Source organism: Staphylococcus edaphicus (genome assembly GCF_002614725.1).
Classification (GTDB): domain Bacteria; phylum Bacillota; class Bacilli; order Staphylococcales; family Staphylococcaceae; genus Staphylococcus; species Staphylococcus edaphicus.
Genome location: NZ_MRZN01000004.1, coordinates 39,185 through 64,509 on the forward strand (window position 1 = coordinate 39,185; position 25,325 = coordinate 64,509).

30 protein-coding genes are annotated in these 25,325 nt (G+C 33.6%); 8 read left to right on the plus strand and 22 right to left on the minus strand.

The window, feature by feature from the left end; all coding sequences use genetic code 11:
• Nucleotides 1-38: 38 nt before the first annotated feature.
• The 12 genes from rplN to rpsJ all read right to left on the minus strand — a co-directional run bounded on the left by rplN (nt 39) and on the right by rpsJ (nt 5,552).
• Entirely contained in the window at nt 39-407 is a 369-nt protein-coding gene (rplN, locus tag BTJ66_RS03800; RefSeq protein WP_002482622.1) for a 50S ribosomal protein L14, read from the minus strand.
• Nucleotides 408-438: 31 nt separating this feature from the next.
• Nucleotides 439-702: a 30S ribosomal protein S17 gene (gene rpsQ, locus BTJ66_RS03805; protein ID WP_002482621.1), complete on the minus strand. Its 264-nt coding sequence runs from the start codon at nt 700-702 to the stop codon at nt 439-441.
• Between the two features lie 26 nt (nt 703-728).
• Entirely contained in the window at nt 729-938 is a 210-nt protein-coding gene (gene rpmC / locus BTJ66_RS03810; RefSeq protein WP_002482620.1) for a 50S ribosomal protein L29, read from the minus strand.
• A complete protein-coding gene (gene rplP / locus BTJ66_RS03815; protein WP_099089654.1) occupies nt 928-1,362 on the minus strand; it encodes a 50S ribosomal protein L16 in 435 nt (144 codons plus the stop codon). The genes rpmC and rplP overlap by 11 nt, the downstream gene beginning before the upstream one ends.
• A gap of 2 nt (nt 1,363-1,364) precedes the next feature.
• Entirely contained in the window at nt 1,365-2,018 is a 654-nt protein-coding gene (gene rpsC, locus BTJ66_RS03820; protein ID WP_099089655.1) for a 30S ribosomal protein S3, read from the minus strand.
• 24 nt (nt 2,019-2,042) lie between these two features.
• A complete protein-coding gene (rplV, locus tag BTJ66_RS03825) occupies nt 2,043-2,396 on the minus strand; it encodes a 50S ribosomal protein L22 (RefSeq protein WP_002482617.1) in 354 nt (117 codons plus the stop codon).
• Nucleotides 2,397-2,424: 28 nt separating this feature from the next.
• Nucleotides 2,425-2,703, minus strand: a complete 279-nt coding sequence (gene rpsS / locus BTJ66_RS03830; protein ID WP_002482616.1) for a 30S ribosomal protein S19 — start codon at nt 2,701-2,703, stop codon at nt 2,425-2,427.
• Nucleotides 2,704-2,767: 64 nt separating this feature from the next.
• Entirely contained in the window at nt 2,768-3,601 is an 834-nt protein-coding gene (rplB, locus tag BTJ66_RS03835; RefSeq protein WP_002482615.1) for a 50S ribosomal protein L2, read from the minus strand.
• Nucleotides 3,602-3,631: 30 nt separating this feature from the next.
• A complete protein-coding gene (gene rplW / locus BTJ66_RS03840) occupies nt 3,632-3,907 on the minus strand; it encodes a 50S ribosomal protein L23 (RefSeq protein WP_002482614.1) in 276 nt (91 codons plus the stop codon).
• Complete coding sequence (gene rplD / locus BTJ66_RS03845) at nt 3,907-4,530, minus strand: 50S ribosomal protein L4 (protein ID WP_002482613.1); 624 nt, start codon at nt 4,528-4,530, stop codon at nt 3,907-3,909. Before rplD ends, rplW begins: the two co-directional genes overlap by 1 nt.
• A 26-nt stretch (nt 4,531-4,556) precedes the next feature.
• Nucleotides 4,557-5,216: a 50S ribosomal protein L3 gene (gene rplC / locus BTJ66_RS03850; protein ID WP_099089656.1), complete on the minus strand. Its 660-nt coding sequence runs from the start codon at nt 5,214-5,216 to the stop codon at nt 4,557-4,559.
• Nucleotides 5,217-5,243: 27 nt separating this feature from the next.
• Nucleotides 5,244-5,552, minus strand: coding sequence for a 30S ribosomal protein S10 (gene rpsJ / locus BTJ66_RS03855; RefSeq protein ID WP_002482611.1), 309 nt, complete (start codon nt 5,550-5,552; stop codon nt 5,244-5,246).
• A gap of 360 nt (nt 5,553-5,912) precedes the next feature.
• Here rpsJ and BTJ66_RS03860 point away from each other — a divergent pair, with 360 nt between their 5' ends.
• Nucleotides 5,913-6,299, plus strand: coding sequence for a hypothetical protein (locus tag BTJ66_RS03860; protein ID WP_099089657.1), 387 nt, complete (start codon nt 5,913-5,915; stop codon nt 6,297-6,299).
• A gap of 148 nt (nt 6,300-6,447) precedes the next feature.
• On the opposite strand, the gene BTJ66_RS03865 is transcribed toward BTJ66_RS03860, so the two are convergent.
• Together BTJ66_RS03865 and BTJ66_RS03870 are read right to left on the minus strand one after the other, a co-directional pair.
• Complete coding sequence (locus BTJ66_RS03865; RefSeq protein ID WP_099089658.1) at nt 6,448-7,782, minus strand: NCS2 family permease; 1,335 nt, start codon at nt 7,780-7,782, stop codon at nt 6,448-6,450.
• Nucleotides 7,783-7,892: 110 nt separating this feature from the next.
• Nucleotides 7,893-10,031 carry a DNA topoisomerase III gene (locus tag BTJ66_RS03870; RefSeq protein ID WP_099089659.1) on the minus strand — a complete coding sequence of 713 codons (2,139 nt, stop codon included), beginning with the start codon at nt 10,029-10,031 and terminating at the stop codon, nt 7,893-7,895.
• 123 nt (nt 10,032-10,154) lie between these two features.
• Between BTJ66_RS03870 and BTJ66_RS03875 the strand changes: the two genes are divergently transcribed.
• The 3 genes from BTJ66_RS03875 (at nt 10,155) to BTJ66_RS03885 (ending at nt 12,951) form a co-directional block, all read left to right on the plus strand.
• Nucleotides 10,155-11,024: a GNAT family N-acetyltransferase gene (locus BTJ66_RS03875; RefSeq protein ID WP_099089660.1), complete on the plus strand. Its 870-nt coding sequence runs from the start codon at nt 10,155-10,157 to the stop codon at nt 11,022-11,024.
• Between the two features lie 92 nt (nt 11,025-11,116).
• Nucleotides 11,117-12,019, plus strand: coding sequence for a RhaT/GlcU family sugar-proton symporter (locus BTJ66_RS03880; RefSeq protein ID WP_274521112.1), 903 nt, complete (start codon nt 11,117-11,119; stop codon nt 12,017-12,019).
• A 140-nt stretch (nt 12,020-12,159) separates the two neighbouring features.
• Nucleotides 12,160-12,951 (plus strand): glucose 1-dehydrogenase, encoded by a 792-nt coding sequence (locus BTJ66_RS03885; RefSeq protein ID WP_099089662.1) that lies wholly within the window; start codon nt 12,160-12,162, stop codon nt 12,949-12,951.
• Between the two features lie 166 nt (nt 12,952-13,117).
• Here BTJ66_RS03885 and BTJ66_RS03890 read toward each other — a convergent pair whose 3' ends face one another.
• Nucleotides 13,118-14,026 (minus strand): AEC family transporter, encoded by a 909-nt coding sequence (locus tag BTJ66_RS03890; RefSeq protein ID WP_099089663.1) that lies wholly within the window; start codon nt 14,024-14,026, stop codon nt 13,118-13,120.
• Between the two features lie 149 nt (nt 14,027-14,175).
• Here BTJ66_RS03890 and BTJ66_RS13620 point away from each other — a divergent pair, with 149 nt between their 5' ends.
• Together BTJ66_RS13620 and mspA are read left to right on the plus strand one after the other, a co-directional pair.
• Entirely contained in the window at nt 14,176-14,352 is a 177-nt protein-coding gene (locus BTJ66_RS13620) for an SE1832 family protein (protein WP_099089664.1), read from the plus strand.
• 65 nt (nt 14,353-14,417) lie between these two features.
• Nucleotides 14,418-14,735 carry a membrane stabilizing protein MspA gene (gene mspA / locus BTJ66_RS03900; RefSeq protein WP_099089665.1) on the plus strand — a complete coding sequence of 106 codons (318 nt, stop codon included), beginning with the start codon at nt 14,418-14,420 and terminating at the stop codon, nt 14,733-14,735.
• A gap of 140 nt (nt 14,736-14,875) precedes the next feature.
• Here mspA and BTJ66_RS03905 read toward each other — a convergent pair whose 3' ends face one another.
• From BTJ66_RS03905 to BTJ66_RS03920, 3 genes are all read right to left on the minus strand, one after another.
• A complete protein-coding gene (locus BTJ66_RS03905) occupies nt 14,876-18,049 on the minus strand; it encodes an efflux RND transporter permease subunit (protein WP_099089666.1) in 3,174 nt (1,057 codons plus the stop codon).
• A gap of 242 nt (nt 18,050-18,291) precedes the next feature.
• Nucleotides 18,292-19,539 carry a lipid II:glycine glycyltransferase FemX gene (locus BTJ66_RS03910; RefSeq protein WP_099089667.1) on the minus strand — a complete coding sequence of 416 codons (1,248 nt, stop codon included), beginning with the start codon at nt 19,537-19,539 and terminating at the stop codon, nt 18,292-18,294.
• A gap of 367 nt (nt 19,540-19,906) precedes the next feature.
• Nucleotides 19,907-20,668 carry a VOC family protein gene (locus BTJ66_RS03920; RefSeq protein ID WP_099089669.1) on the minus strand — a complete coding sequence of 254 codons (762 nt, stop codon included), beginning with the start codon at nt 20,666-20,668 and terminating at the stop codon, nt 19,907-19,909.
• 348 nt (nt 20,669-21,016) lie between these two features.
• Between BTJ66_RS03920 and BTJ66_RS03925 the strand changes: the two genes are divergently transcribed.
• Together BTJ66_RS03925 and BTJ66_RS03930 are read left to right on the plus strand one after the other, a co-directional pair.
• A complete protein-coding gene (locus BTJ66_RS03925) occupies nt 21,017-21,451 on the plus strand; it encodes a MarR family winged helix-turn-helix transcriptional regulator (RefSeq protein ID WP_099089670.1) in 435 nt (144 codons plus the stop codon).
• Between the two features lies 1 nt (nt 21,452).
• A complete protein-coding gene (locus tag BTJ66_RS03930; protein ID WP_099089671.1) occupies nt 21,453-22,664 on the plus strand; it encodes an MFS transporter in 1,212 nt (403 codons plus the stop codon).
• 65 nt (nt 22,665-22,729) lie between these two features.
• Here the strand turns inward: BTJ66_RS03930 and BTJ66_RS03935 are convergent, their stop codons facing one another.
• From BTJ66_RS03935 to moaD, 4 genes are all read right to left on the minus strand, one after another.
• A complete protein-coding gene (locus tag BTJ66_RS03935) occupies nt 22,730-23,080 on the minus strand; it encodes a SarA family transcriptional regulator (protein WP_099089672.1) in 351 nt (116 codons plus the stop codon).
• A 360-nt stretch (nt 23,081-23,440) separates the two neighbouring features.
• Nucleotides 23,441-24,463, minus strand: coding sequence for a GTP 3',8-cyclase MoaA (gene moaA / locus BTJ66_RS03940; protein ID WP_099089673.1), 1,023 nt, complete (start codon nt 24,461-24,463; stop codon nt 23,441-23,443).
• Nucleotides 24,464-24,477: 14 nt separating this feature from the next.
• On the minus strand, nt 24,478-25,086 hold the full coding sequence (gene mobA / locus BTJ66_RS03945; protein WP_099089674.1) for a molybdenum cofactor guanylyltransferase MobA: 609 nt from the start codon (nt 25,084-25,086) through the stop codon (nt 24,478-24,480).
• Nucleotides 25,087-25,091: 5 nt separating this feature from the next.
• A complete protein-coding gene (gene moaD / locus BTJ66_RS03950; protein WP_099089675.1) occupies nt 25,092-25,325 on the minus strand; it encodes a molybdopterin converting factor subunit 1 in 234 nt (77 codons plus the stop codon).

A 25,325-nucleotide genomic window follows, 5' to 3' on the forward strand; every position in this document is an offset into this window, starting at 1 on the left:
TGGCACCTCCTTAAATTTATATATTTATAAATGTTTTATTAAAGTACTTCTGGAGCTAATGATACAATTTTCATGAAGTTGCCTTCACGTAATTCACGAGCAACAGGTCCAAAAATACGCGTACCACGTGGGCCTTTGTCGTCACGAATGATGACACATGCATTTTCATCAAATTTGATATATGAACCATCGTTACGGCGTACGCCTGATTTAGTACGTACAACAACAGCTTTAACTACTTCACCTTTTTTGACAACGCCACCTGGTGTAGCATTTTTAACACTTACAACAATAACGTCACCAATGTTAGCTGTTTTACGACCAGATCCACCTAATACTTTAATTGTAAGAACTTCACGTGCACCAGAGTTATCTGCTACTTTTAATCGTGTTTCTTGTTGGATCATGAGTTAAACCTCCTTTATCTTCACTATTTAATTAAATAATTACTGATTCTTCAACAATTTCTACCAAACGGAAACGTTTAGTTGCTGATAAAGGACGTGTCTCTTGAATTTTAACTGTGTCCCCTAATTTAGCTGAGTTGTTTTCATCATGAGTTTTGTATTTTTTAGAGTATTTTACTCGTTTACCATATAACTTGTGTGTTTTGTATGTTTCAACAAGTACAGTTATCGTTTTATCCATTTTATCGGAAACGACTCTACCTACATAAACTTTACGATCATTTCTTTCGCTCACTTTAGTAACCTCCTCTTTCAATTGAATTATTGATTCGCTTTACCTTGTTCAATTTCTCTTTCACGAGCAACAGTTTTTAGACGTGCAATCGTTTTTCTTACTGTGCGAATACGTGCAGTTTCCTCTAATTGACCTGTAGCTAACTGAAAGCGTAGGTTAAAAAGCTCTTCTTTTGAAGATTTGATTTGTTCTTCGATTTCTGAAGTGGTTAAGTCTCTAATTTCCTTAGCTTTCATTTGTTTCACCACCCAATTCTTCACGTTTTACAAACTTAGTTTTAACTGGAAGTTTGTGACTTGCTAAACGTAATGCTTCACGCGCAACTTCTTCGTTAACGCCTGCGACTTCAAATAAAATTCTACCTGGTTTTGCTACTGCAATCCAACCTTCTACTGCACCTTTACCAGCACCCATACGTACTTCTAAAGGTTTTTGAGTATAAGGTGTGTGTGGGAAGATTTTAATCCAAACTTTCCCGCCACGTTTCATAAAACGAGTCATTGCAATACGAGCTGATTCGATTTGACGAGATGTAATCCAAGAAGTTGTAGTTGCTTGTAAACCATACTCACCAAATGTTACATAGTTACCGCCTTTAGAACGACCAGTAGTTTTAGGACGATGTTGACGACGATATTTTACACGTTTTGGTAGTAACATTATTATTTTCCTCCTTCACTAGTGTTCTTAGTAGGAAGAACTTCTCCACGATAAATCCATACTTTGACACCTAATTTACCGTAAGTAGTGTCAGCTTCTGCATGTGCATAACCAATGTCGGCACGTAGCGTATGAAGTGGAACCGTTCCTTCTGAATATTGTTCAGCACGAGCGATGTCAGCTCCGCCTAAACGACCTGAAACTTGTGTTTTGATACCTTTGGCACCAATTTTCATTGCTCTTGTAATTGCTTGTTTTTGTACACGACGGAATGAAGCACGGTTTTCTAATTGGCGTGCAATATTCTCAGCAACTAATTTTGCATCTAAATCAACTTTTTTGATTTCGATTACGTTAATGTGTACTTTTTTATTTGTTAATGAGTTTAATTTGTTACGTAATTTTTCAATTTCTGAACCGCCTTTACCGATTACCATACCTGGTTTACCAGTATGAATAGCGATGTTGATACGATTAGCAGCACGTTCGATTTCAACGTGAGAAACTGATGCTTCTTTTAATGCGTTATCAATAAACTTACGGATTTTTAAATCTTCGTGTAATAATGATGCGAAGTCTTTTTCTGCGTACCATTTAGCTTCCCAATCACGGATAATACCAACACGAAGTCCGATTGGATTAATTTTTTGACCCACAGTGTTCCCTCCTTAAAAAATATATTAAGCTTCTTTAGCTTCTTCTTTACCGTCACTTACGACGATTGTAATGTGGCTTGTACGTTTGTTAATCGCACTTGCACGACCCTGTGCACGTGGACGGAAACGTTTTAATGTTGGTCCTTCATTAGCATATGCTTCTTTAACTATTAATTCATCAGTGTTCATGTCATAGTTATGTTCAGCATTAGCTAAAGCGGACATTAATAATTTTTCAACTACTGGTGATGAAGCTTTGTTTTTTAATTTTAAAATCGCAATAGCTTCTCCAGCGCTTTTGCCTCTAATTAGATCTAATACTAATCTAACTTTACGAGGTGCGATTCTTATTGTTTTAGCAACCGCTTTTGCTTCCATTCGAATTTCCTCCTCTACCTGTTAGAAATTATCTTCTAGTTTTTTTGTCGTCTGCAGCGTGTCCTTTAAAAGTACGAGTTGGTGCGAATTCTCCTAATTTATGACCAACCATATCTTCTGTTACGAATACAGGCACATGTTTACGTCCATCATATACAGCGAATGTATGTCCGATAAAATCAGGGAAAATAGTTGAACGACGTGACCAAGTTTTAATTACTTGTTTTTTCTCGCTTCCGCTTTGAGCCTCAACTTTTTTCTTTAGATGATCGTCAGCGAAAGGTCCTTTTTTAATACTACGAGCCATAGTGGCGCCTCCCTTCTTATTGTGTGCGTGCAGCTATTAAGCCGCACACGCAAATAAGTTATTTTTATTTTTTCTTACGTCCACGAACGATAAGTTTGTCTGAAGATTTTTTACCACGACGAGTTTTCTTACCAAGCGTAGGTTTACCCCAAGGTGACATTGGAGATGGTCTACCGATAGGTGCACGACCTTCACCACCACCGTGAGGGTGATCGTTAGGGTTCATTACAGAACCACGAACTGTTGGGCGAATGCCTTTCCATCTAGAACGTCCTGCTTTACCAACATTTACAAGTTCATGTTGGATGTTACCAACTTGACCAATAGTAGCACGGCAAGTTGAAAGAATCATACGTACTTCGCCAGATCTTAATCTGATTAATACATATTTACCTTCTTTACCAAGTACTTGTGCACTAGCACCAGCTGAACGAGCAATTTGTCCACCTTTACCAGGTTTTAACTCGATGTTGTGGATTACTGTACCTACTGGAATGAATTGTAATGGTAATGCATTACCTACTTTAATATCTGCTTCTTCACCGCTTTCAAGAACTTGTCCTACTTTTAAGTTTTTAGGAGCAATGATGTAGCGTTTTTCACCATCAGCATAAACTAGTAATGCAATGTTTGCTGAACGGTTTGGATCATATTGAATTGAATCAACTTTAGCGTTGATGCCATCTTTATTACGTTTGAAGTCAATAACACGGTATTGACGTTTGTGTCCTCCACCGTGGTGGCGAACTGTCAATTTACCTTGGTTATTTCGTCCCGCTTTTTTCGGTAGCGGTTGTAATAATGACTTTTCAGGTGTAGTTTTTGTGATTTCTGCGAAATCTAAACTAGTCATATTACGACGACCATTAGTAATTGGCTTATATTTTTTTAGAGCCATTGTCGTTTACCTCCTTATTGGTAATGTTTTTTAGTTAAAAAGATCGATAGATCCTTCTTTTAATTTAACGATTGCTACGCGTCTTTTGTTTGTATAGCCTTGGTAACGGCCCATACGTTTTTTCTTTGGTTTGTAGTTAATGATGTTCACATTATCTACTTTTACATCAAAGATTTCTTCAACAGCGATTTTAACTTGTGTTTTATTAGCACGAGTATCTACGTCGAATGTATATTTGTCTTCTGCCATAGCAGCTGAAGATTTTTCAGTGATTACGGGGCGCTTAAGAACGTCTCTTGCTTCCATTATCCGAGCACCTCCTCAACTTTTTTAGCAGCTGATTCTGTAATTACTACACTGTCAGCGCTTGTGATATCTAGAACATTTAGTCCTTGAGCAGTAGTGACTTGTACACCAGGAATATTACGTGCTGATAAAGCAACGTTTACATCTTCTGATTCAGTTACTACTAATACTTTTTTAGGTTGTTCTAAATTAGAAAGTACAGTTTTGAACTCTTTTGTTTTTGGAGCATCTAAGTTTAATGCATCTACGACAGTTAAACCTTTTTCTTGTACTTTGAAAGATAATGCTGAACGTAATGCTAAACGACGCATTTTCTTAGGCATTTTGTATGAGTAGCTTCTTGGTGTTGGTCCGAATACGATACCACCACCACGCCATTGTGGCGCACGGATTGTACCTTGACGCGCACGTCCTGTACCTTTTTGTCTCCACGGTTTACGTCCACCACCACGTACTGCTGAACGATTCTTAACAGCGTGTGTACCTTGGCGTAATGAAGCACGTTGTAAGTTAATTGCTTCAAAAAGAACGTTGTTGTTTGGTTCGATTGCAAATACTGCATCGCTTAGTTCAACTGAACCTGATTTAGTTCCATCTACTTTTAATACATCATAATTAGCCATTATGCTATTCCTCCTTTCGTTGTGTATTATTTATTACCTTTAATTGATGATATGATTTCTACAAATCCTTTTTTAGGACCTGGTACATTACCTTTTACTAAAATAACATTGTTTTCAGTATCAATTTGTACTACTTCTAAGTTTTGAACTGTTACAGTGTTACCGCCCATACGTCCAGGCATTTTTTGTCCTTTAAAGACTCTTGAAGCATCTGATGCCATACCTACAGAACCTGGGGCTCTGTGGAAATGAGAACCATGTGACATTGGACCACGTGCTTGATTGTGACGTTTAATGGCACCTTGGAAACCTTTACCTTTAGATACGCCAGTCACATCAATAACGTCTCCAGCTTCAAATGTATCAACTGAGACTTCTTGACCTACTTCGTATTCATCAACGTTAACGTTTCTGAATTCACGAATGAAGCGCTTAGGTGCTGTGCCTGCTTTTTTAGCATGGCCTTCAGCTGGTTTGTTAGCATATTTGCTAGATCTGCTATCTTTTTTATAAGCTTGTTTATCTTCGTAGCCTACTTGGATAGCGTTGTATCCATCAATCTCTTCTGATTTCTTTTGTAATACAACATTTTGGCTTGCTTCTACTACTGTTACAGGGATTAAATCACCGTTTTCTCCGAAAACTTGTGTCATCCCGATTTTTCTTCCTAAGATTCCTTTGGTCATCGAAAGTCCACCTCCTAAATTTTTCTATTATAATTTGATTTCGATGTCTACGCCAGATGGTAAGTTTAAGCCCATAAGAGCATCAACTGTTTTTGGTGTAGGATTAACAATATCGATTAAACGTTTATGTGTACGTTGTTCGAATTGCTCACGTGAATCTTTATACTTATGCACGGCACGAATAACAGTATAAACTGATCTTTCAGTCGGTAACGGAATTGGTCCAGAAACATCTGCACCAGAACGTTTCGCTGTTTCAACAATTTTTTCTGCTGATTGATCGATAACTCGGTGATCATAAGCTTTTAATCTGATTCTGATTTTTTGTTTTGCCATAATTTTCCCTCCTTATATCGTCTACATTTAAGTGATAGACTTCTCCACGAAAACTATCTCACACAGCGCCATGGCAAAGCGGCCGGGTGTGTCAGTAACCTTTCGCTTCATCGCGTGTTCTTAAAGTCCAACATTAGATATGATACATGATAAACAGTGAATTATCAAGCTTTTCTGCAAAAGTTTTGGAACTTTTTGTCTAACACATACTTTGTTATTGTACTTTATTAATTATTTCACTTCAACCACTTTTATAATTTTTTTTAGTAAATAGCAAATTTTCTATTCACTTTGACTTCATATTATTATTTTATGCGCTTACTTTCCTTTATAATAAAACTTGTTAGGTGGTGATTTGATATGAAGCGTGGTATACGAACTACATTGTTAGTATTAACTTTCTTGCTGATTATAAGTGAATTAGTCTATGGTATCCCTTTCTTAGGTGGTAGTATTATTTTAAGTTTTGGATGGCAACCATTATTAATTAATGCATTACTTTATTTTATAATGATGATTATTTTAATAGTTGATAACCAAAATTCTATAAAACCTATGTTGTTTATTCCCTTGTTAGGTGTGATTGGTTCTTTCCTTGCATTCATTCCTGTCGTTGGTATGGTTGTTCATTGGATTTTGTTCTTTCTAATGTTATTCTTTCTGTTTGTTCTATTATCCATTCCATTGTATATTCCAAACAAGCATGCGAAAGTTATCTATACAGAGGATAGACGTAATGAACGTTAATATGTTCGATTAGAACATATTAATGAAGAAACACGACTGAGCAATAATTGTATATCGTCTAGTTTGTCTAGTCCTTAATCGTTTAAATATGAAAAAGCACGTTGTCCAACGTCTAAATGACGTCACAACGTGCTTTTATTTTAATTTTTTATCCGTGAACAAAGATAAAGTACAATATAAACAAAATCATTAGTGCGTACATAATGGGATGTACTTCCTTATGACGCTTTGAAATTAACATTGTAATAGGATAGAAGATAAATCCGCAAGCAATACCCGTCGCAATAGAATAGGATAAAGGCATCATAATAATTGTTACAAATGCTGGAACTGCAACTTCAAATTTTTTCCAGTCAATTTCAGCAAAGTTAGCCGCCATCAATACGCCAACAACAACTAGTGCCGGTGTAGTAACTGCACTTGTCACTACTTCCATTAATGGACTGAAGAAAATCGCTAACAAGAAACAGAACCCTGTTACAATACTCGCAAAACCTGTTCTTGCTCCAACTGCAACGCCTGAGCTTGATTCAATATATGACGTAGTCGTTGTCGTACCAAAAATTGCCCCAACAATGGTTGCCAGTGAGTCAGAAAATAACGCACGTCCTGCTCTTGGTAATTTATTATTTTTCATAATTCCTGCTTGTGTAGCCACGGCTACGAGTGTACCTGCTGTATCGAAGAAATCAATAAACAAGAACGTTAAGATAACAATTAAAAATTGAACAGTAAACAATTGACTAGGATCTTTAAATGCTTCAAATGCAGCACCAAACGTTGGTTCAATGCTAGGTACTTGTCCCACTATGCCACTCGGTGTATGTATAAGTCCTGTAAGCATACCTACAATAGATGTTAAAACCATTCCTATAAAAATCGCGCCTGGAACTCTGATTGCATAAAGTACTACTGTAACAACAATACCGAAAATAGTTAATAATACTGGTCCATCTGTAATATGCCCTAAAGTAACGAGTGTTGAATCATTTTTGACAATAATACCTGAATTTTGTAATCCCACAAAGGTAATGAATAGGCCAATACCGGCAGAAACCGCCATTTTCATTTGATATGGTATAGCATTAATAATTATCTCTCGCAGTCCTGTCATGGTTAACACTGCAAAGACTAGCCCTGAAAATAATACGCCTGTCAGACCAACTTGCCACGGAATCCCCATTGTTAATACTACAGTGAATGCAAAGAAGGCATTTAAGCCCATACCAGGTGCCAAAGCAATTGGGTACCTTGCAATTAATCCCATAAATAACGAACCTACAAAGGCTGCTAATGCTGTAGCTACGAAAATCGCGCCTTGATCCATTTTCATGTTCTCAGAAACGCCATCTACGCCAGCTAAACTAAGTACTTGAGGGTTAACAGCTAAAATATATGCCATTGACAAGAAAGTTGTAAGCCCACCAAGTATCTCTTTCTTATAGTTTGTTTCGTGTTTATCAAACTTGAAATACTTTTTCACGGTTAGTTCTCCTTTTTTTAAAATACTTTCATATTTTAATACCAAATGTATTATTTTACAATAGTAAACACGAACTTTACTTAAAATAAAATGTTATTTGTTCGAATTATTTAGAACTTCAAGTCTTTTAATGCATCCTGAAATGGGTTGTTTTCTATTCCTTCATCTTTATTCATGTATTTCTTAAGATCTTTTTTATTTACTTTATCAGACTTTTTATTTTTGTATCGTTGATCCATTTGAGCTTGCGTTTCTGTATGTCCACAAACACAACGATATACAGCCTCTTTACCACGACCAAAAAGCGTCATTTTTTTACTACAGTTTGGACAACGTGCATTTGTTTTACGTTGTACATTTTTTTTAGTTTTACATTGTGGATCTTGGCATACTAACATTTGTCCATTTTTTGTTTTGACTTTAATCATAAACTTGCCACAAGTTGGGCACTCAGTCGTTGTTAAATTGTCATGCTTGTAGTTTTGCTCGCTTTCTTTAATTTCATTGACCACATTTTTTGTAAAAGTTTTCATTTCAGAAATAAATTTATGGGCATCATACTTTCCTTGTTCAATTAGTAAAAGTTTTTCTTCCCATTCTGCCGTCAATAAAGGAGACGTGAGTTTTTGTGGCGCCAATTCTAATATTTGCTTTCCTTTTGATGTTACTTTTATTTTACCATCGCGAGATTCAATTGCATTCATGTTGAATAGTTTTTCAATGATATCGGCTCTCGTTGCTACTGTGCCTATACCACCTGTATCTTTTAGTGTCTTATGATGCTTTTTATCACTTAAATCAAAGAATTTTTGAGGGCTTTCCATCGCTTTCAATAATGAACCTTCATTGAAATAAGAAGGTGGTGTTGTTTCGTGCTGTTCTATTTGAATCTTACTCACATTGAGCATTGTGCCTTTCTGCAGCTTATCTACCTGTTTATGTACACTTTCATTACTTTCATAAACAGCTTTAAAGCCTAGCTTAGTAGTCACTTTATCTTTAAAGGTAAAGTATTGCTTCCCTATCTCCAACTCTATAGCAATGGCTTCGTATTCATGTGGTGGCATTAGATTTTCAAGATATCTCTGAGCAATCATCATATAAATTTTAGATTCCCGTTGACTGAGTTGACTTATATCTGGACGTACTTCCGTAGGAATAATTGCGTGATGGTCAGATACTTTGCTGTTATTTATAAATCTCTGTTTTGGCGAAAATGTTTGTGACATTTGACGTTTCGCAAAATCTTTTAATGAAGTAGCCATAATTGCCTGCAGTCTATCTTTAAGCGTGTCTACCATGTCATCTGTTAAGTAATTAGAATCCGTACGTGGATATGTCACTAACTTATGACGCTCATATAATGTTTGCAATGTGTTTAACGTTTCTTTTGGTCCTAGATGGTAACGTTTATATGCATCCTGTTGTAAATCTGTTAAATTATATAACTGTTGTGGATAAGCTTTTTTGTGCGATCTACTTATAGATTTAATTTGTCCTTGTTGTCCTTCAATCTCTTTTTTAATATTTTCTAAAACAGATTTATCGGAATGAGATTGCGGTTGAGTACATTGAAAAGTTAATCCACCTGCATTTATTTTCATTGTGTAATAAGTCTGCGGTTTAAATTGATTGATTTCATTTTGTCTCATTTGCACTAATTGGATGGTAGGGGTTTGTACACGCCCCAATGAAAGTTGTGCATCGTATTTTGTAGTTAGTGCACGAGTCGCATTTATACCAACAATCCAATCTGCTTCGCTACGTGCTAAAGCAGCATAATATAAATTATTGAATTTACGCCCATCTTGAAGCTTATTAAAACCATCTTTAATTGCTTTGTTCGTTACAGAACTAATCCATAAACGTTTAATTGGTTTTTTGTTATGTACTTTATCCAGTATCAATCGTGCGACAAGTTCCCCCTCTCTTCCGGCATCTGTCGCTATAATAATATCCTTCACTTTAGTACTATTAATTAATGACTGGACTGTGGAAAATTGTTTTTTCGTTTTACTTATAACGATTGTTTTCATTTTATTAGGAATAATAGGTAAATCGTTGAGTTTCCATTCTTTATAATTTACATCATATTGTTCCGGCGTAGCATTAGTGACTAAATGTCCTAACGCCCAGGTAACGATATATTTATTATTTTCAAAATATCCATTACGCTTTTCATTAATATTCAGTGTACTTGCAATATCTCTACCAACTGAAGGTTTTTCAGCTATAATCAATGATTTCATAATTTCGTCCTTTCAAATTCAAGATCATATACATTGTAACATGTATATAGCACATCAAAACTTCCATTTATATCAAAAAGTTCTTATAATTAACTTAACAGATCATTATACGGAGGTATTGTTATGAAAATTGTTAAATTAAATAACTATGATCAAATTGTTAAATTTATAAATGAAGCAAACTATCATTATACATCATATTTATACAAGCTACCGCAAGCACATGACGATGTTGAAGCAACAATCAGACAATCTTTAATAGATCCTGGTGTTTTTGCACAAATAGACAATCAAGGGCAAATTGAGATGTTGATGCTCGCATTTAAATATGAAGCAAATAAGTACAAAGTATTAGGGCCTTTTGTTAGAAAGTCACTATCATTAACTGAACAAGATTTCAAAACTTTATTTGAAGCATTCGTAGAAAGTAAACCTGATACTGCCAATTTTAATTTTTCATTTGAAGAAACTGAACAAGATTACATGCCATTTATGAAAGAAATCGAAGCTTCATATAGTTTTACGGATTATCATCTTATCTCTACTCAAGATATTGGTAAAGTTGATCATGCTCAAAATATAACAGAATACCGCCCTGCCTATCATCGATTATTTGAAAAATTACATAACGATACTTTCAAACATGATGTGATGAGTGCAGATGAAATTATTGAATCATTAGATAGTCATAATAAATTATTTGTTTTTATGTCTGAAGGTTTATTAAAAGGGTATCTTTACTTACAGATTTTCGAAAGTACTAAAAAAGCTGAAATCAAATATTTCTCATCTCATTCAGATTATAGATTGATGGGTATTGCTTTTGACTTATTATCTCATGCCTTACAATTTACATTTACAAATTACGCAGTTGATAAAATTTATTTCAAAATTAGAAGTAAAAATAATACACTCGTTGAACGATTTCACGAATTAGGTTTCAATATCAATTACGAATATAAGAAATTCAAATATGTTAATGCACATATTTAAACCATATTAAGTAAATAATTGACTTATTATAACTTAATATTTTTACTAACGTATTGTTTTGTTTTAAACTAGATGTTCAAGAACAATCTATCATGTTTGTTCAGAGGGACAATAAAATAGAAAGTGTGAGTAAATATATGGATTTGTTAATTGCGTTATTACCTGCGTTATTTTGGGGTAGTGTCGTTTTAATTAATGTACTCGTTGGTGGCGGTCCTTACAATCAAATTAGAGGGACAACACTAGGTACGTTAATTGTGGGTATTGTTTTATTAGTTACAGGTAACGCTAAATTTGATGATTTAGCTGTCATTATTGTCGGTTTAATCTCAGGTGCATTTTGGGCACTTGGTCAAGGATATCAACTTAAATCAATCAGTCTTATTGGTGTTTCAAAAACAATGCCTATATCTACTGGCTTGCAACTCGTTGGTACTACACTATTTAGCGCTGTTTTCCTCGGAGAATGGAGTACCGGAACACAAGTTACTTTAGGATTAGTAGCTATGGTCTTATTAGTAATTGGTATTGCGTTGACATCAATTAAAGGTAAAAATGAAGCTTCAGGAAGCAATAGTAAATTCGGCAAGGCAATTCCTATATTGATTATTTCTACGGTGGGCTATGTTGTTTATGTTGTAGTAGCTCAAATATTCGGCGTAGATGGAATGAATGCCCTCTTCTTCCAATCAATTGGTATGGCAATTGGCGGTTTAATACTTTCTGCAAAACATGAAACATCGCTAAAAAGTACGATGTGGAATATGATTCCTGGTGTAATTTGGGGAATAGGTAATTTATTCATGTTCTATTCTCAACCAAAAGTTGGTGTAGCAACAAGTTTCTCATTTTCACAATTATTAGTTATTGTCTCTACACTCGGTGGTATATTCTTATTAGGAGAACGAAAAGACAAGCGTCAAATGACAGGCATTTGGGTTGGTATTGTACTTATCATAATTGCAGCATTTATACTGGGTAATTTAAAAGGTTAGTCTTAATTAAATATATATCATACATCATTAAGTTTAGAACTTGGCATATCGTTAGTAGTTGACCCACCTATCCATGGTTAACATCTTGTCGGTTCTAAGCTTTTTATTTATCAGCAGTACATTTAAGGAGGATGCACAATATGTTTACAGATTTAGAGAATAAAGTAGTTGTAATTACTGGTGGCAGCAGTGGTATTGGAAAAGAGATGGCAGAACAATTTGGTAAAGAAAAAGCTAAGGTGGTCATTAACTATCGCTCGGAAAGCAGTTTAGAAGCAGTCGCTGAATCTATAAAATTGATTGAAGGTGCAGGCGGTAAAGCAATTAAAGTTTATGCCGATGTTGCTAAAGAGGCAGATGTTAATAACTTAATACAAAGTGCAGTCGATGAATTTGGCACTTTAGATATCATGATTAACAATGCAGGATTTGAAAAGCCAATTCCCACACACGAAATGCCATTAGACGAATGGCAAAAAGTAATTGATATTAATTTGACTGGTGCATTTATAGGCTCAAAAGCGGCAGTAAACCAATTTTTAAAAGAAGATAAGAAAGGTATTATCATCAATACATCAAGTGTCCACGATAAAATACCTTGGCCAAATTACGTTAATTATGCAGCAAGTAAAGGTGGTCTAAAATTAATGATGGAAACCATGTCAATGGAATATGCACAATATGGCATCCGCATTAACAATATATCTCCTGGTGCAATTGTTACTGAACATACAAAAGAAAAATTCTCAGATCCAAAAACACGTGCGGAAACACTTGAAATGATTCCTGCAAAAGTAATTGGCGACGCACAACAAGTGGCAAATGTCGCAAGATTTCTTGCATCTGATTTAGCAGATTATATTCACGGGACAACAATATATGTAGATGGCGGTATGACAAACTATCCGGCATTTATGGGAGGAAAAGGTTAAAACACCTATCCCTACTGTGACATAGCACTCATTTTATACTTAGCGCTCTGTCATTTTTTTGTACTTTTTGTAAGTTGAAAGTACGTTCATATAAAAAGGGAACACGATTAACAATTGAATTAAGTTAATCATGTTCCCTTATTTATTACACTTAAACTAATCTATTTTATACGAATAGTGCTTGATAAATATATAAAATTATAATACTTATCACTATGGTTAAATTGGTGACCATCCCTACTAATGGTAGCGTTTTGTATTTAAACTGAATTGAATATGGAATGATCGCTACACCCACAGGTAAGAGCCATGCCACTTGTAATGTCGTCTTGACCATCTCATCACTCACTGGAAGGAAGTAGTAGACAAGCAAACCAGCTATAATACCCAGTCCATAATGTACTACCAAATACTTAATCGCGATAGGTAAAAAACGTTTATCTATACTAAAATTAAGCATCAATCCAAGTAGTATCATTGATAAAGGCATATTGGCACCAGATAATACAGTGAAGAACTTAATAACTGGTTCTGGAAAATGAATATTTAACATATTTAGAATAAACATAATCATATATGTCATAAGTGGTACAGACTTTAATAAATTCTTTCCTAAATATTTAAAATCGAAGCTATCTCCACCACTACTAAAATAACTTCCTACAAAATAAGTCACACCGAACATAATAATAGCACCACCAATATCGGCCATACCAAAGTAAATCATACCAGTCTTTGGCCAAATAGCTTCAACTAATGGATAGGCGAATAAACCAATATTCAACGACGCCATCATCATTCCCGTAGCACCACGTATTTGATTATCATATTTTATAAAGAACCAAACAATTATTACTTTTGTAATAATTCCGTATAAAATCATCATAATTGGTAAAATCGACAATGATATATCTAATTTAGCTTCATTTAAATTTACGATTACTAAAGAAGGAAGCGTGACATTTAAAACTAAAGTAGAGAATACTTGGCTATCATTTGCTTTAAAGTAGTTTATTCTCTTTAGCGTATAACCTAATGCAATGAGTAAAATAATTATGATAAATTGTTGTGTCACAATAGTCCTTCTTTCATTACGTTATTTCGTTTTCATTCTATTTTCATACCTTAACATATAAATTGGTTATTTTAGAAGCTTTCAATTTCATGTTATAATTTTATTCAAACCGCTGTAGGCTTTTTCTACGCATAAAGGAGTGTACAACAATGGATTTAAATGATAAATTAGCTGAACTCAAATATGATTATGTTAGATTGCAAGGTGATCTAGAAAAAAGAGAATCTGTAAATCAATCAGTCGACCCATTAGTGAAGCAACTCGAAGAAATAGAACAAGAGATTGCATCTGTACGTTCAGAAATTAACCAAAAAGAACGTAAGTAAACAACCTAGTAAATATCATTTTTACATGCTAAGATTAAGTGCGAACATAGAAAGGATGTAATCAAATGCAACTATATCTTATCTTTTTACCAGTTCTCTATCTAATTGTATGTTACATAAGCATATTTAGAATGGATACTATAATAACGCGTATTTTACGTATAATCATGGCCTTACTCTTATTATTTGTTGTTGCAATCACTACATTATCATTCCCCGCAATTAACTGGTGGGTATTCATAATATTAATATTATTGGTTGGTAATGTTGAAATCACTGCTTTCAAACACAGTAAGAAAGACCAAAAAGCTATTCAAATATTAAATATTATTAGTATTATTTTATTTGTTATCTATGCTATTTTAACATTAGTTTTATATTAATAGAACGTTCAAATATTTGGCTTATCAACAATAGAGGCTTAGACAATTTTAATTGTCTAAGCCTCTTGTCATTTATTGAGTTAGTGAAATGATGGAAATTTTTAATATATTAGATTGCTATATTACTCACATTGAAGCTATTATTTTTTTCTGCTGAATATCTTTGCCTTAAGTGTAAATAATATTTCATATATAACTGGAACAACTATGAGCGTTAGTAATGTAGATGAAATTAAGCCACCTACAACAGTTGCAGCCATACCTTTAGAAATAATAATTGAACTGTCTTCACCGAACAACATCGGGGCAAGTGCGCCTATTGTCGCAAGTGCAGTCATTAAAATAGGTCTAATACGCGTACCGCCTGCTTCTAGTAACGCAGCTTTCATTTCAATGCCTTGTTTTTCCTTATTAATGACTCTATCAATTAATACAATGGCATTTGTTACCACAATACCAATAAGCATTAGCATTCCTATCATACTTGGCACAGAAATCGTCTCTCCAGTTATAACTAAAGCAACAACTACACCTATAATCGTGTATGGTAATGAGAATAAAATGGTGAATGGTGCAAGTGCACCCTTAAATGTTAATACAAGCACGAGATATACAATGATAATTGCAGCTAACATTGCTAATGCTAATTGTGTAATCGCATTACTTATATCTTCATTTGCGCCGCCGACATTAATTTTTACATTATTTGGTGTTTCAATTTGATTTATTTTTGACATTACTTTTTGTGAAGTACCACCAACATCGTCATTCGTAATTTTTGATGAAACCGTTGCAGTATAATCTCCTGCTTTCGTTTCAATTTTATTTGGCGTTGTTGATGATTCTAACTTAGCGATATCACTTAATTCAACGGATTGTCCTGTAGGAGCTTGTAATTCTGTATGTTCTAGCTTATCTTTTGTCCAATCTGTTTGCTTATCTTCTTTAATTTTCACATCAATAGATTTGCCTTTTTCTTTAACTGTTGTCACACTTTCTTCAGGCGTATTCTGATTTAAAGTCATTGCTAATTGTGAGGCAGATAATCCATAACTTGCTGCTTTATTCTGATCTATTTTCACATTGTATTGATCATATGTTTGTGTTAAATCTGACTTGACATTAGCCATTCCACTAACGTCCTTCATTTTATCTTCAACTTTAGTTACTGTACCTTTAATCGCATCTAACGAAGGCCCAGTGACTGCAATTTCTAATGCATTATTACTGCCGCCTGTACCCATATCTTGATTTGTCCACTCACCCGGATGTTTATATTTTTCAATATGCTGTAATACTTTATCCGGTTCTTTATCAAAATTAGGTGTATTTGTAGCATATGCTACCATAATCGCTAGGCTATTAGAATTTCCACTAGGATCATTTGGCGTTGGTCCACCTACAGAATATTGAACTGTACGCACTTTATCTTTACTGTTTAAATATTTTTGCACTTGCTCTGCATGTTTTAATATACCTTCTTGTGTTTCTCCAGGTTTAGGTGTATAAGTCAATGCCATATATTTATCCTCACCAGCAGAAATAAAACTCGTGCCTAATTTAGCAGCACCAAGCCCAATACTGGCAATTAAAATTACTGTGCTGATAATCATAACAATCCATTTATGATTTAACGACCAGCTTAATATTGCTTTATACTTTCTACCGATTAACCCTAAGGATTCTTCTTTTTTGTGATGTTTCACACCTTTTTTAAAGAAAGTCGCACTTAACGCTGGCACAATGGTAATTGATACGAGCAGTGAAGCTAATAAGCTAAATGCGATCGCAAGTGCAAATGGTCTAAACATTTCCCCAACAGAACCACTTACAAACGCTAATGGTAAAAATACAATAATTGTAACGATTGTTGATGACATGATTGGCTTAAACACTTCACTTGTTGCACTTACAATTAGACGATCACCTTTGAGTGACTCTGCTTTATCTGATAATCTTCTATAAATATTTTCAACAACAACGATTGAATCATCGATAACACGACCAATCGCAACAGTTAGTGCCCCTAGTGTTAAAATATTTAGCGAAACATCTGATAATTTTAACGCAACCATAGCAATTAAAATAGACATTGGTATAGATACGATTGAAATGGCCGTCGTTCTAATATTTCTCAAAAATAGTAAGATGACTATAATCGCCACAATGGTACCGAGTGCTGCTTTTTCTATCATTGTATACAGTGCATCTTCTATTGGCTTAGCTGTATCCATAACCTTTGTAGCAACCAGCTTGGGATTTTCTTTTACAAATTTATCAATTTCTTTTTTAGTATCTTTTGCGACTTGGACTGTATTGGCATCCTGTGCTTTCGTGATTTGAACATTAACCGCATCTTTACCATTTGTTTTAGATATTGATGCTCTCTCATCACCTGCTGATACTTGTGCAATATCTTTCAGTTTAACTGAAGGTATGTCACTACCACTTGATTGACTACTTGAAGTACCGCTTGCAGATTGAGCTGCAGAACTACTTTGTTGTCCAGCACCTTTGCTTGATGTTGCATCACCTTCTTGTGATTGACCGCCACTTGTGCCAGCCGCAGCAGTTAGCGGAATATCTAAGTTTTCTAGTGCATTAACTGACTTGAATTGACCATCAATAACTACAGATTTCTCAGTGTCATTAAATTGAAAAAGGCCCAGCGGTGTTTCACTTGTAGCACTTTTCAAGTATTGTTGGACGCTGTCTTTAGTTAATCCACTCTTTTCTAATTTGTCTTGGTCAAATTTTATAGATACTTCTCTAGACGTTTGTCCATTAAGTTGTGCATTTTGAACGCCATCAATGGTTTGTAGCTTAGGTAATAACTGATTATTAATCCTACTTGTTGTATCTTTTAAGTTATTATCATTTGTAGTGAGTGAGTATGCAACAATTGGGAAAGCATCCATAGAACTTCTCGTTAACTCAGGCTCTTCTACGTTTTCGTTAAATTTTATTTTATCTAATTCTTTTTTAAGTTCATTCTCTACTTTATCTAAATCTGTACCTTCTTCGTATTCAACTGTGACCATCGAGGCATTCTGGATTGACTGAGCATTCACATTCTTAACACCAGCCATAGATCTGATTTGATCATCAATCTTATCACTTACATCCTCTTTTACAGTTTCAGGTGTAGCGCCCGGCATTGTTGTTTGTACTGTAATCATTGGTGGTTCTACATCCGGTAACAGCTCTAGTTTCATTTTCGAACTTGCGTATACGCCGCCAAGTATAACTAACAAAACCATTAGAAATATTGCGAATTTATTTCCTAATGAAAATTGCAACAACTTTTTTATCATTCATTTCGCTCCTTTCAGGTTTCCTTTTAACACTTCTAATTTATCACAAGTGTGATATCAAAAATATGTACTTATTAATACTAAATCAATAGTCATTATTTATAATGTTTGTATTGCAATTATCGTAATAATTAAACGTGTAACAAGACATACCTTCACACAAAAAACGCACTATAAAGTTGAATCAAAGTATTCTAACACTTTATAGCGCATATATATTTGTACTTAAAAAGTAAAAATTATTATTTTTTTAATTTACGAGACACTTTTATTTTTGCTTTTGTCAATTTCGGTTTAATATTTTCTATGATTTGATATAACGGCTTGTTTAAAATATAGTCAAACTCCCCAATTTTTTCACTTAAATAAGTTCCCCAAACTTTTTTAAATGTCCACAATCCATAATGATCTGAATCTTTATCTGGATTATTATCTGTACCACCAAAGTCATAGGATGTAGCACCGTGTTCTCTAGCATATTGCATCATAGCAAATTGCATGTGATGATTTGGTAAGAAATTACGATATTCATTTGATGAGGCCCCATATAAATAATACGATTTTTTACCAGCAAACATTAATAACGCACCAGATAGATAAACACCTTCAGGGTGTGTTGATTCTAAAGCAACCATTTCATCTATAAGTTCTTGTGTTTTAGCAATTTTATTATCAACATCATTTAGTTTATTAAGTGTTTTCTTATCTTGTTTTTTTTCTGCAAGTTTTGCTTTTTCATTTTCTAAATCAAACATTTCTTGTCTTAAATCTTTTAAGACAGGTTTTGGTGCTAATTTCACTAAAAATAACTCGGCATCACCATCAGGATGTAAAGCATCATAAATATTCTCGAAATAACTAATATCTCTTGTTAAAAATCCATCTCTTTCACCTGTAATTTGCATTAAATTAGCAAATGTTTTTAAACCTTCTCTATTTGAACGTTCAACTGTAGTTCCTCGCTTTAATGCTAACCTCACTTTTGAACGGTTTCTACGTTCAAAACTTTGAATTAATTCTTCATCAGTCTGTGCTATAGGTGTAATCATTGTCATTCTTGGCTGTATATAATCTTTAGATAAGCCTTCTTTAAATCCTTTGTGTTTAAAACCAAGTGCGCTTAAGTTCGACAAAGCATCTGCACCTTTATCCACTTCAACATCTGGATCTATCTTAATAGCATATGCTTTTTCCTCTTTAGCTATTTGCATTGCAGCTTCCAACAACGTTTCTAATGCTAGCTTATTACTATAATCGGTCACAAATCCTCTTGAAATATAGCAGAGTGTATAAGGCAACTTAGGTACTTTTTTAAATAAAAGTTGCGCTACTCCAACTACTTCACCATTTTCTCCTACTGCAATACGTCTAGAATACCATCCAGTTAGTTTTTTGGTTTCTGCCCATTGGGTTAATTGTAATAAATCACCTTGGGGATGCGCTTTAACAAATGCATCATGTGTCTGGTTGGTAATGTTCATTTTTTCCATAAAACTGATGTCTCCTTTATCCATTCAATACTTTGATATTATATAATGTCTTTAGTAATCTTTCACATAGAATTTACTCATTTGATATACTATACTAAGTTTAGAAATGAGGTGTTAATATGCGTAGTATTATTATTGGTTTATTATTTATCATTAATTTGATTTTCATAATTCATGCCTTTATTGAACCACTTACAATTTCATATTTAAGTTTAAGAATTATTTTAGCGGCTTTATCTTTTGTAATATCTGTTTACTTACTTTTATTACGTACTAATAAATTTTCCACTTACTTAACTATTTTAACACTTATTATTTCATTGATACACATATTCATTATTGCTCATAGTGCTTATGTTTATATTTATTAATCTGCCTCAAATTTATAACTCAAACCTCTGATGATTAAAGTATACGGAGACGTCGTTTTACTATCTTTGATTGTCACCGATTTATACCCCGAATTCGGGCCGTCACTAATTTTGAACAATACATCATTATTATTCAATTTAAGTATTGTGACTTTATTATCTTCACTAACTACTTCCATATCAAACCAATGACGCCATTTGTTCACTGTGTGTCTCCGCTCAGTACTGTGCAAATCAATGGATTTAATTGTAAATTCATTTTGACGTAGTGCTTGTAATTTTTCATCTCTCTTTTGTTCACGCTCTTCCCATTGTATAAAAAACGGCGGCTTCACTCTGTAATCAGGGTCAGCAATATACAATAATTTCCACGCTGTTTTATCACCTTTTATATTTTCTCTATGCATATCAACTGGTCCAATAACATCTATCCCCTTACCTTCTAGTTCTTCCTTAAGTTGATTGATATTTGTTGTGCTCAAGGCTAATGTTTTCATTCCCTGACTATAATGATCTTGTACAATTTTAGACGGAAATGATACTCGACCTTCATCTGTTTTAACAATTTTTTGTAGGGTTTCGGGTTTATAAACATCTAACAATTCTAAATATGCGTTTTCTAAGTACGCTAGTCTATTATATGTACCCAACCGTTCATGTTGGCCACCTTGATTTAAAGTAAATAAATGCCCCGGAAATTTGAAATTTTCTAAATGATGAATGTAATGGATGATATGGTCTAATTTTAAATATTGCATGCATTGCTCCCCCTTCTTCCAACGCTTACCTTCACCTTTATCATAACAAATTGCATACCACTTTACTTGTGATAACCCATCTTTTAAAAAAATAGAAACCGAAATTTTCTTTTATACTTGTTTATACTTTCTATAGTGCTTCTCTTTACAAATAATGCCACCATTCCTCTCTTACGTATGCACAAATTTAAGTCCTGGTTTTGCAAAGGGAGGTTAGTTCATTCTTGCTATATATAATCACTATTAAGGTAACTTATGAATAAATACTATTGCTTTATCCTTTCAAAAGGTTTATAATATTGTTTGTTATTAAATAGGTTAGCTAAGCTAACTATCTAGGAGGATCATATGGATTCACAAAGTATATTCAATAATTTAACTGCTATCTATAGACCATACACTAAATATTTTCAGCCAATATTTGAAGAATTTGATGTTTATCCAGCACAATGGTTGATATTAAAAGATATTGCACAAAACGCTCCCACAACACTCGTGCAAATATCAAAACGTCGAGCAATCGAAAAACCAACTACGCGAAAGATATTAAAAGTACTTTCTGAAAAATCATTATTGATCATTGAACCCGGAGTGGATAAAAGAGAAAAGTTATTATCTTTTTCCGAAGAGGGACAACAACTATTTGATGCTATTAATACACGCATTTGTGCTATACAAGATGAAATTATTGAAAACACAGGTTTATCTGATGAGGAACTTAAACGTACTATTCAAGTAATTCAAAAGATCCATGAACAAATTTTAAATATGGAGGAAATGTAATATGAATCAATCTGCATCTCTGAAATCACCTATTTGGACCAAAAGTTTTAATATTAACTTTTTAACTAACTTTTTAATTTACCTTTGTATGTATCTACTTATTGTTATTATTGCAAGTTATACGAAAGCAGAGTACAACGCGTCCGATAGCGTTGCTGGACTCGTATCAGGACTATTCATTATTGGTTCATTAATCGGTAGATTTACGACTGGAAAATACGTTAATCAAGTTGGACCGAAGCGTATTTTATTAATTGGTTTAGTTTTTTTAATCATTACACAACTATTTTATTTTATCGAAGGTTCATTAGCTTTTTTAATGATAACAAGACTTGTCAATGGTATTGCTACAGGCATCACTACCACTGCAACAGGAACGATAGCAGCTTATGTTACACCTAATGATAGAAAAAGCGAAGGTATTAGTTTATTCTCTTTAAGTTTAGTTATTGGGGCAGCAATTGGACCGTTCTTTGGTTTATTACTAATCAATACCTTCCCAATTAAATTATTATTTTCAATTTGTTTACTTTGCGGCATTATCAGTTTGATTATTTCTTTCTTTGTTAACTTACAATTTGAAGTGGAAAGTAAAACAATATCTAAAAAACAAACGAGTACACCCAAAAAATTCAATATTAACAATTATATTGCCAAAGAGGCTGTACCAGTAGCAGTAATAATGTTGATTTCTGGTTTAACTTATTCGTCAATCCTTACATTCTTACAATTTTTCGCTCAAGAAATGAATCTAGTAGCGATTTCAAGTTACTTCTTTATATTTTATGCAATCGCATCACTCATTACACGTCCAGTAGCTGGCCGTCTCATGGATCAGAAAAATGAGAATGTCGTTGCTTATCCATCGTTTATATTCTTAATTATTACCTTCCTTACTCTAAGTATTACAAACAATGGTTGGTTACTCATACTTGCAGGTCTGTTCTTAGGCGCTGGTTATGGCAATATATCGTCATGTATGCAGGCCATTGCAATTAAAGTTTCCCCTCCGGCTAAATATGGTATTGCGACTTCAACCTACTTTATCGGTCTTGATTTAGGTTTAGGCTTTGGACCTTATGTATTAGGGTTCTTCACATCTGTAGTAAGCTATGCGCAATTATATGCAATTATGGCTGTAATCGTCTTAATCACAGCAATAATTTACCATTTTGTACATGGTAGTAAGGTTAAAAATTTAAATGCCTATTAAAAATAAAAACCAGTCGATTAGTCATTTTGATTTATCGACTGGTTTTTATTTATTTAGGCATGATGCTATTGAGCGATTTGAATTTTTTCAATTTCATTAATAATATCATCTATTAGCTTTATCTGAACATCGTTATAATAGTAAAAAACTTGTCTTTCGTCTGTCTCTGAACGTACTTTAGATATAAGTTCCTTTTTATAAATCTTTCTAATTATCACATCAATCTTACTTGTGTCCCAAAGCATTTCAAAATGTAAGGTATCCCTTAATTCTTTACCGCTAATTTTCTTAGCTTCATAAACTTTGTATAACACGACAAACTCTTCTATTGATAAATGATGCGTAGATTTTAACCAATGTTTTAATTGGCTTAACGCTCTTTCAGAAGTTATAAAATATGATACTTTACTTTCCATAAAAAATGGCCTCCTTATTGACTACTCTAGTTGTGTTCTATGGCTTTATTTAATGAATAAGCTTCAAAAGTATTATATAACACTTTCTTCATTTAATCTATTATTTTTATTTAAACAGATAAATAAAATCTTCTATTGAATATTATTTATATAATCTCAAATGAACATCTTAAAAAATTTGTGTTACTCAACATGTTTAAATTTAAATTAACAAGTTTTATTAAAATTATTATTTTGCAAAACTAAACGCTCGTTTTCAGTAAACAATTCCCATATTATTAAGTGTAATGCATTGAAGACAAAGTAAAATGACGTCACAGTCTATTGTTTGTGACGTCATTTTACTTTATTATATAGCGATTACCCACCAATATAATTCATATTAATTTTTTTATGCTTTCTATTAGCAACGGTTTGTTCCGTACGTTCATCAGAATAACGATCATCTCTTATATTCCACAGCGCTTTAAATTGATCCATTAAGTCATTGTCGGTTGCGCCATTGCGCATAAATGACTTAACATCAAACCCCTCTACAGTGCTGAATAAACATCCATAAAATTTACCATCCGAAGAAAGACGTGCACGTGTACATGTGGAACAGAATGATTGAGAAACACTAGTGATCAACCCAAATTGGGCTTTATTATCTTTATGTCGATAATACTTAGCAACTTCTCCATAATATTTAGGTTCAACTGGCTCAATATCAAAGTTCTGTTCTATCATTTCTAGCATATCGTCTTTTGATACTACCTTACTAAAATCCCAACCGTTATCGTTACCAACATCCATAAATTCAATAAATCGTATTTGTACGTCTTTATCTTTAAAATATTGAATCATCGGTACAATTTGATCATCATTTACACCTTTTTGTATAACCACATTCACTTTCACTTGGAATCCTATTGAAACTGCATAATCAATTTGTTGCAAAATCGTAGTAGCTTTAATATTTCTATTGTTTATGGCTTGGAACACCGCATCGTCTATTGCATCAAGACTAACATTAATACGTCTTAAACCTGCATCATATAATTTTTGTCCGTGTTTTTTTAATAGTAAACCATTTGTCGTCAAACCAATGTCCTCGACACCTTCTAATTGATTTAATTTATATATCAGTTTATCTAAATCACGTCTTAATAAGGGTTCTCCACCTGTAATTCTTATTTTTTTCACACCTAATTGTGTATAAACACGTGAAATACGTACCATTTCATCAAATGTCAGTAACTCATCTTTAGGCAAGAATACAAAGTCATCCCCAAATATCTCTTTTGGCATGCAATAATCACAACGAAAGTTGCAACGGTCTGTAACTGACAATCTTAAATCACGAATCGGACGGCCGAGTTTATCAGTTATTTGTTCTACCATAATATTAGGCCTCCTTATCTATTTAATATATCTTGTTGTAAAGAGTCCAAATCTTGTTGATAATTTATATTTTTATACCAGTAATCTGGTGATTCAACCATATCTACGTCTAGCCAGTCACTTTTAACATGACTGTATACATTCTTCAAACTATAATCATTTGAATTTAATGCCTTATCAATGCAAGTTAGCGTATGTGGACTATAAAAAGCAATGGTCGGTATCGGGCTGCCTTGTTCCTTAAAACCAGCAATATCTAATTGATCTTCTATAAGATGTTCTACCATAAACTGATATAGTTTACTAATAGCTTTCTGGGTAATCATGGGTGTATCCACTGAAATGACAAAGAATAGTTCTTCATTTTCATATTGTTGAATCACTGACCGAATACCTGCCAAAGGACCTTTATCTCTATTTTTATTTTCATCAATGATAATATCAGAATGATCAAATTGAGCAGCTAATGTCTCATTAGTACTAATAATAATTTGATTGAACATATTTGTACCTTCTAATACATCGATAATTCTCTTATAAAATGATTGCCCGTTTATTTGAGCAAAAGCCTTTGGTTCACCGAATCTTTCTGATTGTCCTCCGGCAAGTATAATTGCTTTCATGTCTTTTACCCTCCGCTAACTGGTGGAATTAGTGCCACTGTATCATTTTGACATACGACGTCATTATTTTTGACAAATTCTTCGTTTACTGCAATTTGAAATTGTTTACCCTTAATTTGTGGATAGCGATTAAATAAATCGTTGATAAATTCATCTACGGTTAAATCGTAACTTAAATCAATTATTTCAGATTGCATACCTAAAATTTCTTTTAATTCTGCAAAGTACAGTATTCTCAT

Coding starts and splice junctions, on each gene's coding strand:
- rpsS (WP_002482616.1), bottom strand. CDS start 2,703: ATGGCTCGTAGTATTAAAAAAGGACCTTTCGCTGACGATCATCTAAAG.
- BTJ66_RS03870 (WP_099089659.1), bottom strand. CDS start 10,031: ATGAAATCATTGATTATAGCTGAAAAACCTTCAGTTGGTAGAGATATT.
- BTJ66_RS03860 (WP_099089657.1), top strand. CDS start 5,913: ATGAAGCGTGGTATACGAACTACATTGTTAGTATTAACTTTCTTGCTG.
- BTJ66_RS03885 (WP_099089662.1), top strand. CDS start 12,160: ATGTTTACAGATTTAGAGAATAAAGTAGTTGTAATTACTGGTGGCAGC.
- BTJ66_RS03935 (WP_099089672.1), bottom strand. CDS start 23,080: ATGGAAAGTAAAGTATCATATTTTATAACTTCTGAAAGAGCGTTAAGC.
- BTJ66_RS03920 (WP_099089669.1), bottom strand. CDS start 20,668: ATGCAATATTTAAAATTAGACCATATCATCCATTACATTCATCATTTA.
- rplP (WP_099089654.1), bottom strand. CDS start 1,362: ATGTTACTACCAAAACGTGTAAAATATCGTCGTCAACATCGTCCTAAA.
- BTJ66_RS03880 (WP_274521112.1), top strand. CDS start 11,117: ATGTTTGTTCAGAGGGACAATAAAATAGAAAGTGTGAGTAAATATATG.
- mspA (WP_099089665.1), top strand. CDS start 14,418: ATGCAACTATATCTTATCTTTTTACCAGTTCTCTATCTAATTGTATGT.
- rplN (WP_002482622.1), bottom strand. CDS start 407: ATGATCCAACAAGAAACACGATTAAAAGTAGCAGATAACTCTGGTGCA.
- rplV (WP_002482617.1), bottom strand. CDS start 2,396: ATGGAAGCAAAAGCGGTTGCTAAAACAATAAGAATCGCACCTCGTAAA.
- BTJ66_RS03905 (WP_099089666.1), bottom strand. CDS start 18,049: ATGATAAAAAAGTTGTTGCAATTTTCATTAGGAAATAAATTCGCAATA.
- rpmC (WP_002482620.1), bottom strand. CDS start 938: ATGAAAGCTAAGGAAATTAGAGACTTAACCACTTCAGAAATCGAAGAA.
- BTJ66_RS03875 (WP_099089660.1), top strand. CDS start 10,155: ATGAAAATTGTTAAATTAAATAACTATGATCAAATTGTTAAATTTATA.
- moaA (WP_099089673.1), bottom strand. CDS start 24,463: ATGGTAGAACAAATAACTGATAAACTCGGCCGTCCGATTCGTGATTTA.
- mobA (WP_099089674.1), bottom strand. CDS start 25,086: ATGAAAGCAATTATACTTGCCGGAGGACAATCAGAAAGATTCGGTGAA.
- rplW (WP_002482614.1), bottom strand. CDS start 3,907: ATGGAAGCAAGAGACGTTCTTAAGCGCCCCGTAATCACTGAAAAATCT.
- rplC (WP_099089656.1), bottom strand. CDS start 5,216: ATGACCAAAGGAATCTTAGGAAGAAAAATCGGGATGACACAAGTTTTC.
- BTJ66_RS03910 (WP_099089667.1), bottom strand. CDS start 19,539: ATGGAAAAAATGAACATTACCAACCAGACACATGATGCATTTGTTAAA.
- BTJ66_RS13620 (WP_099089664.1), top strand. CDS start 14,176: ATGGATTTAAATGATAAATTAGCTGAACTCAAATATGATTATGTTAGA.
- rplD (WP_002482613.1), bottom strand. CDS start 4,530: ATGGCTAATTATGATGTATTAAAAGTAGATGGAACTAAATCAGGTTCA.
- rplB (WP_002482615.1), bottom strand. CDS start 3,601: ATGGCTCTAAAAAAATATAAGCCAATTACTAATGGTCGTCGTAATATG.
- rpsJ (WP_002482611.1), bottom strand. CDS start 5,552: ATGGCAAAACAAAAAATCAGAATCAGATTAAAAGCTTATGATCACCGA.
- BTJ66_RS03925 (WP_099089670.1), top strand. CDS start 21,017: ATGGATTCACAAAGTATATTCAATAATTTAACTGCTATCTATAGACCA.
- moaD (WP_099089675.1), bottom strand. CDS start 25,325: ATGAGAATACTGTACTTTGCAGAATTAAAAGAAATTTTAGGTATGCAA.
- BTJ66_RS03930 (WP_099089671.1), top strand. CDS start 21,453: ATGAATCAATCTGCATCTCTGAAATCACCTATTTGGACCAAAAGTTTT.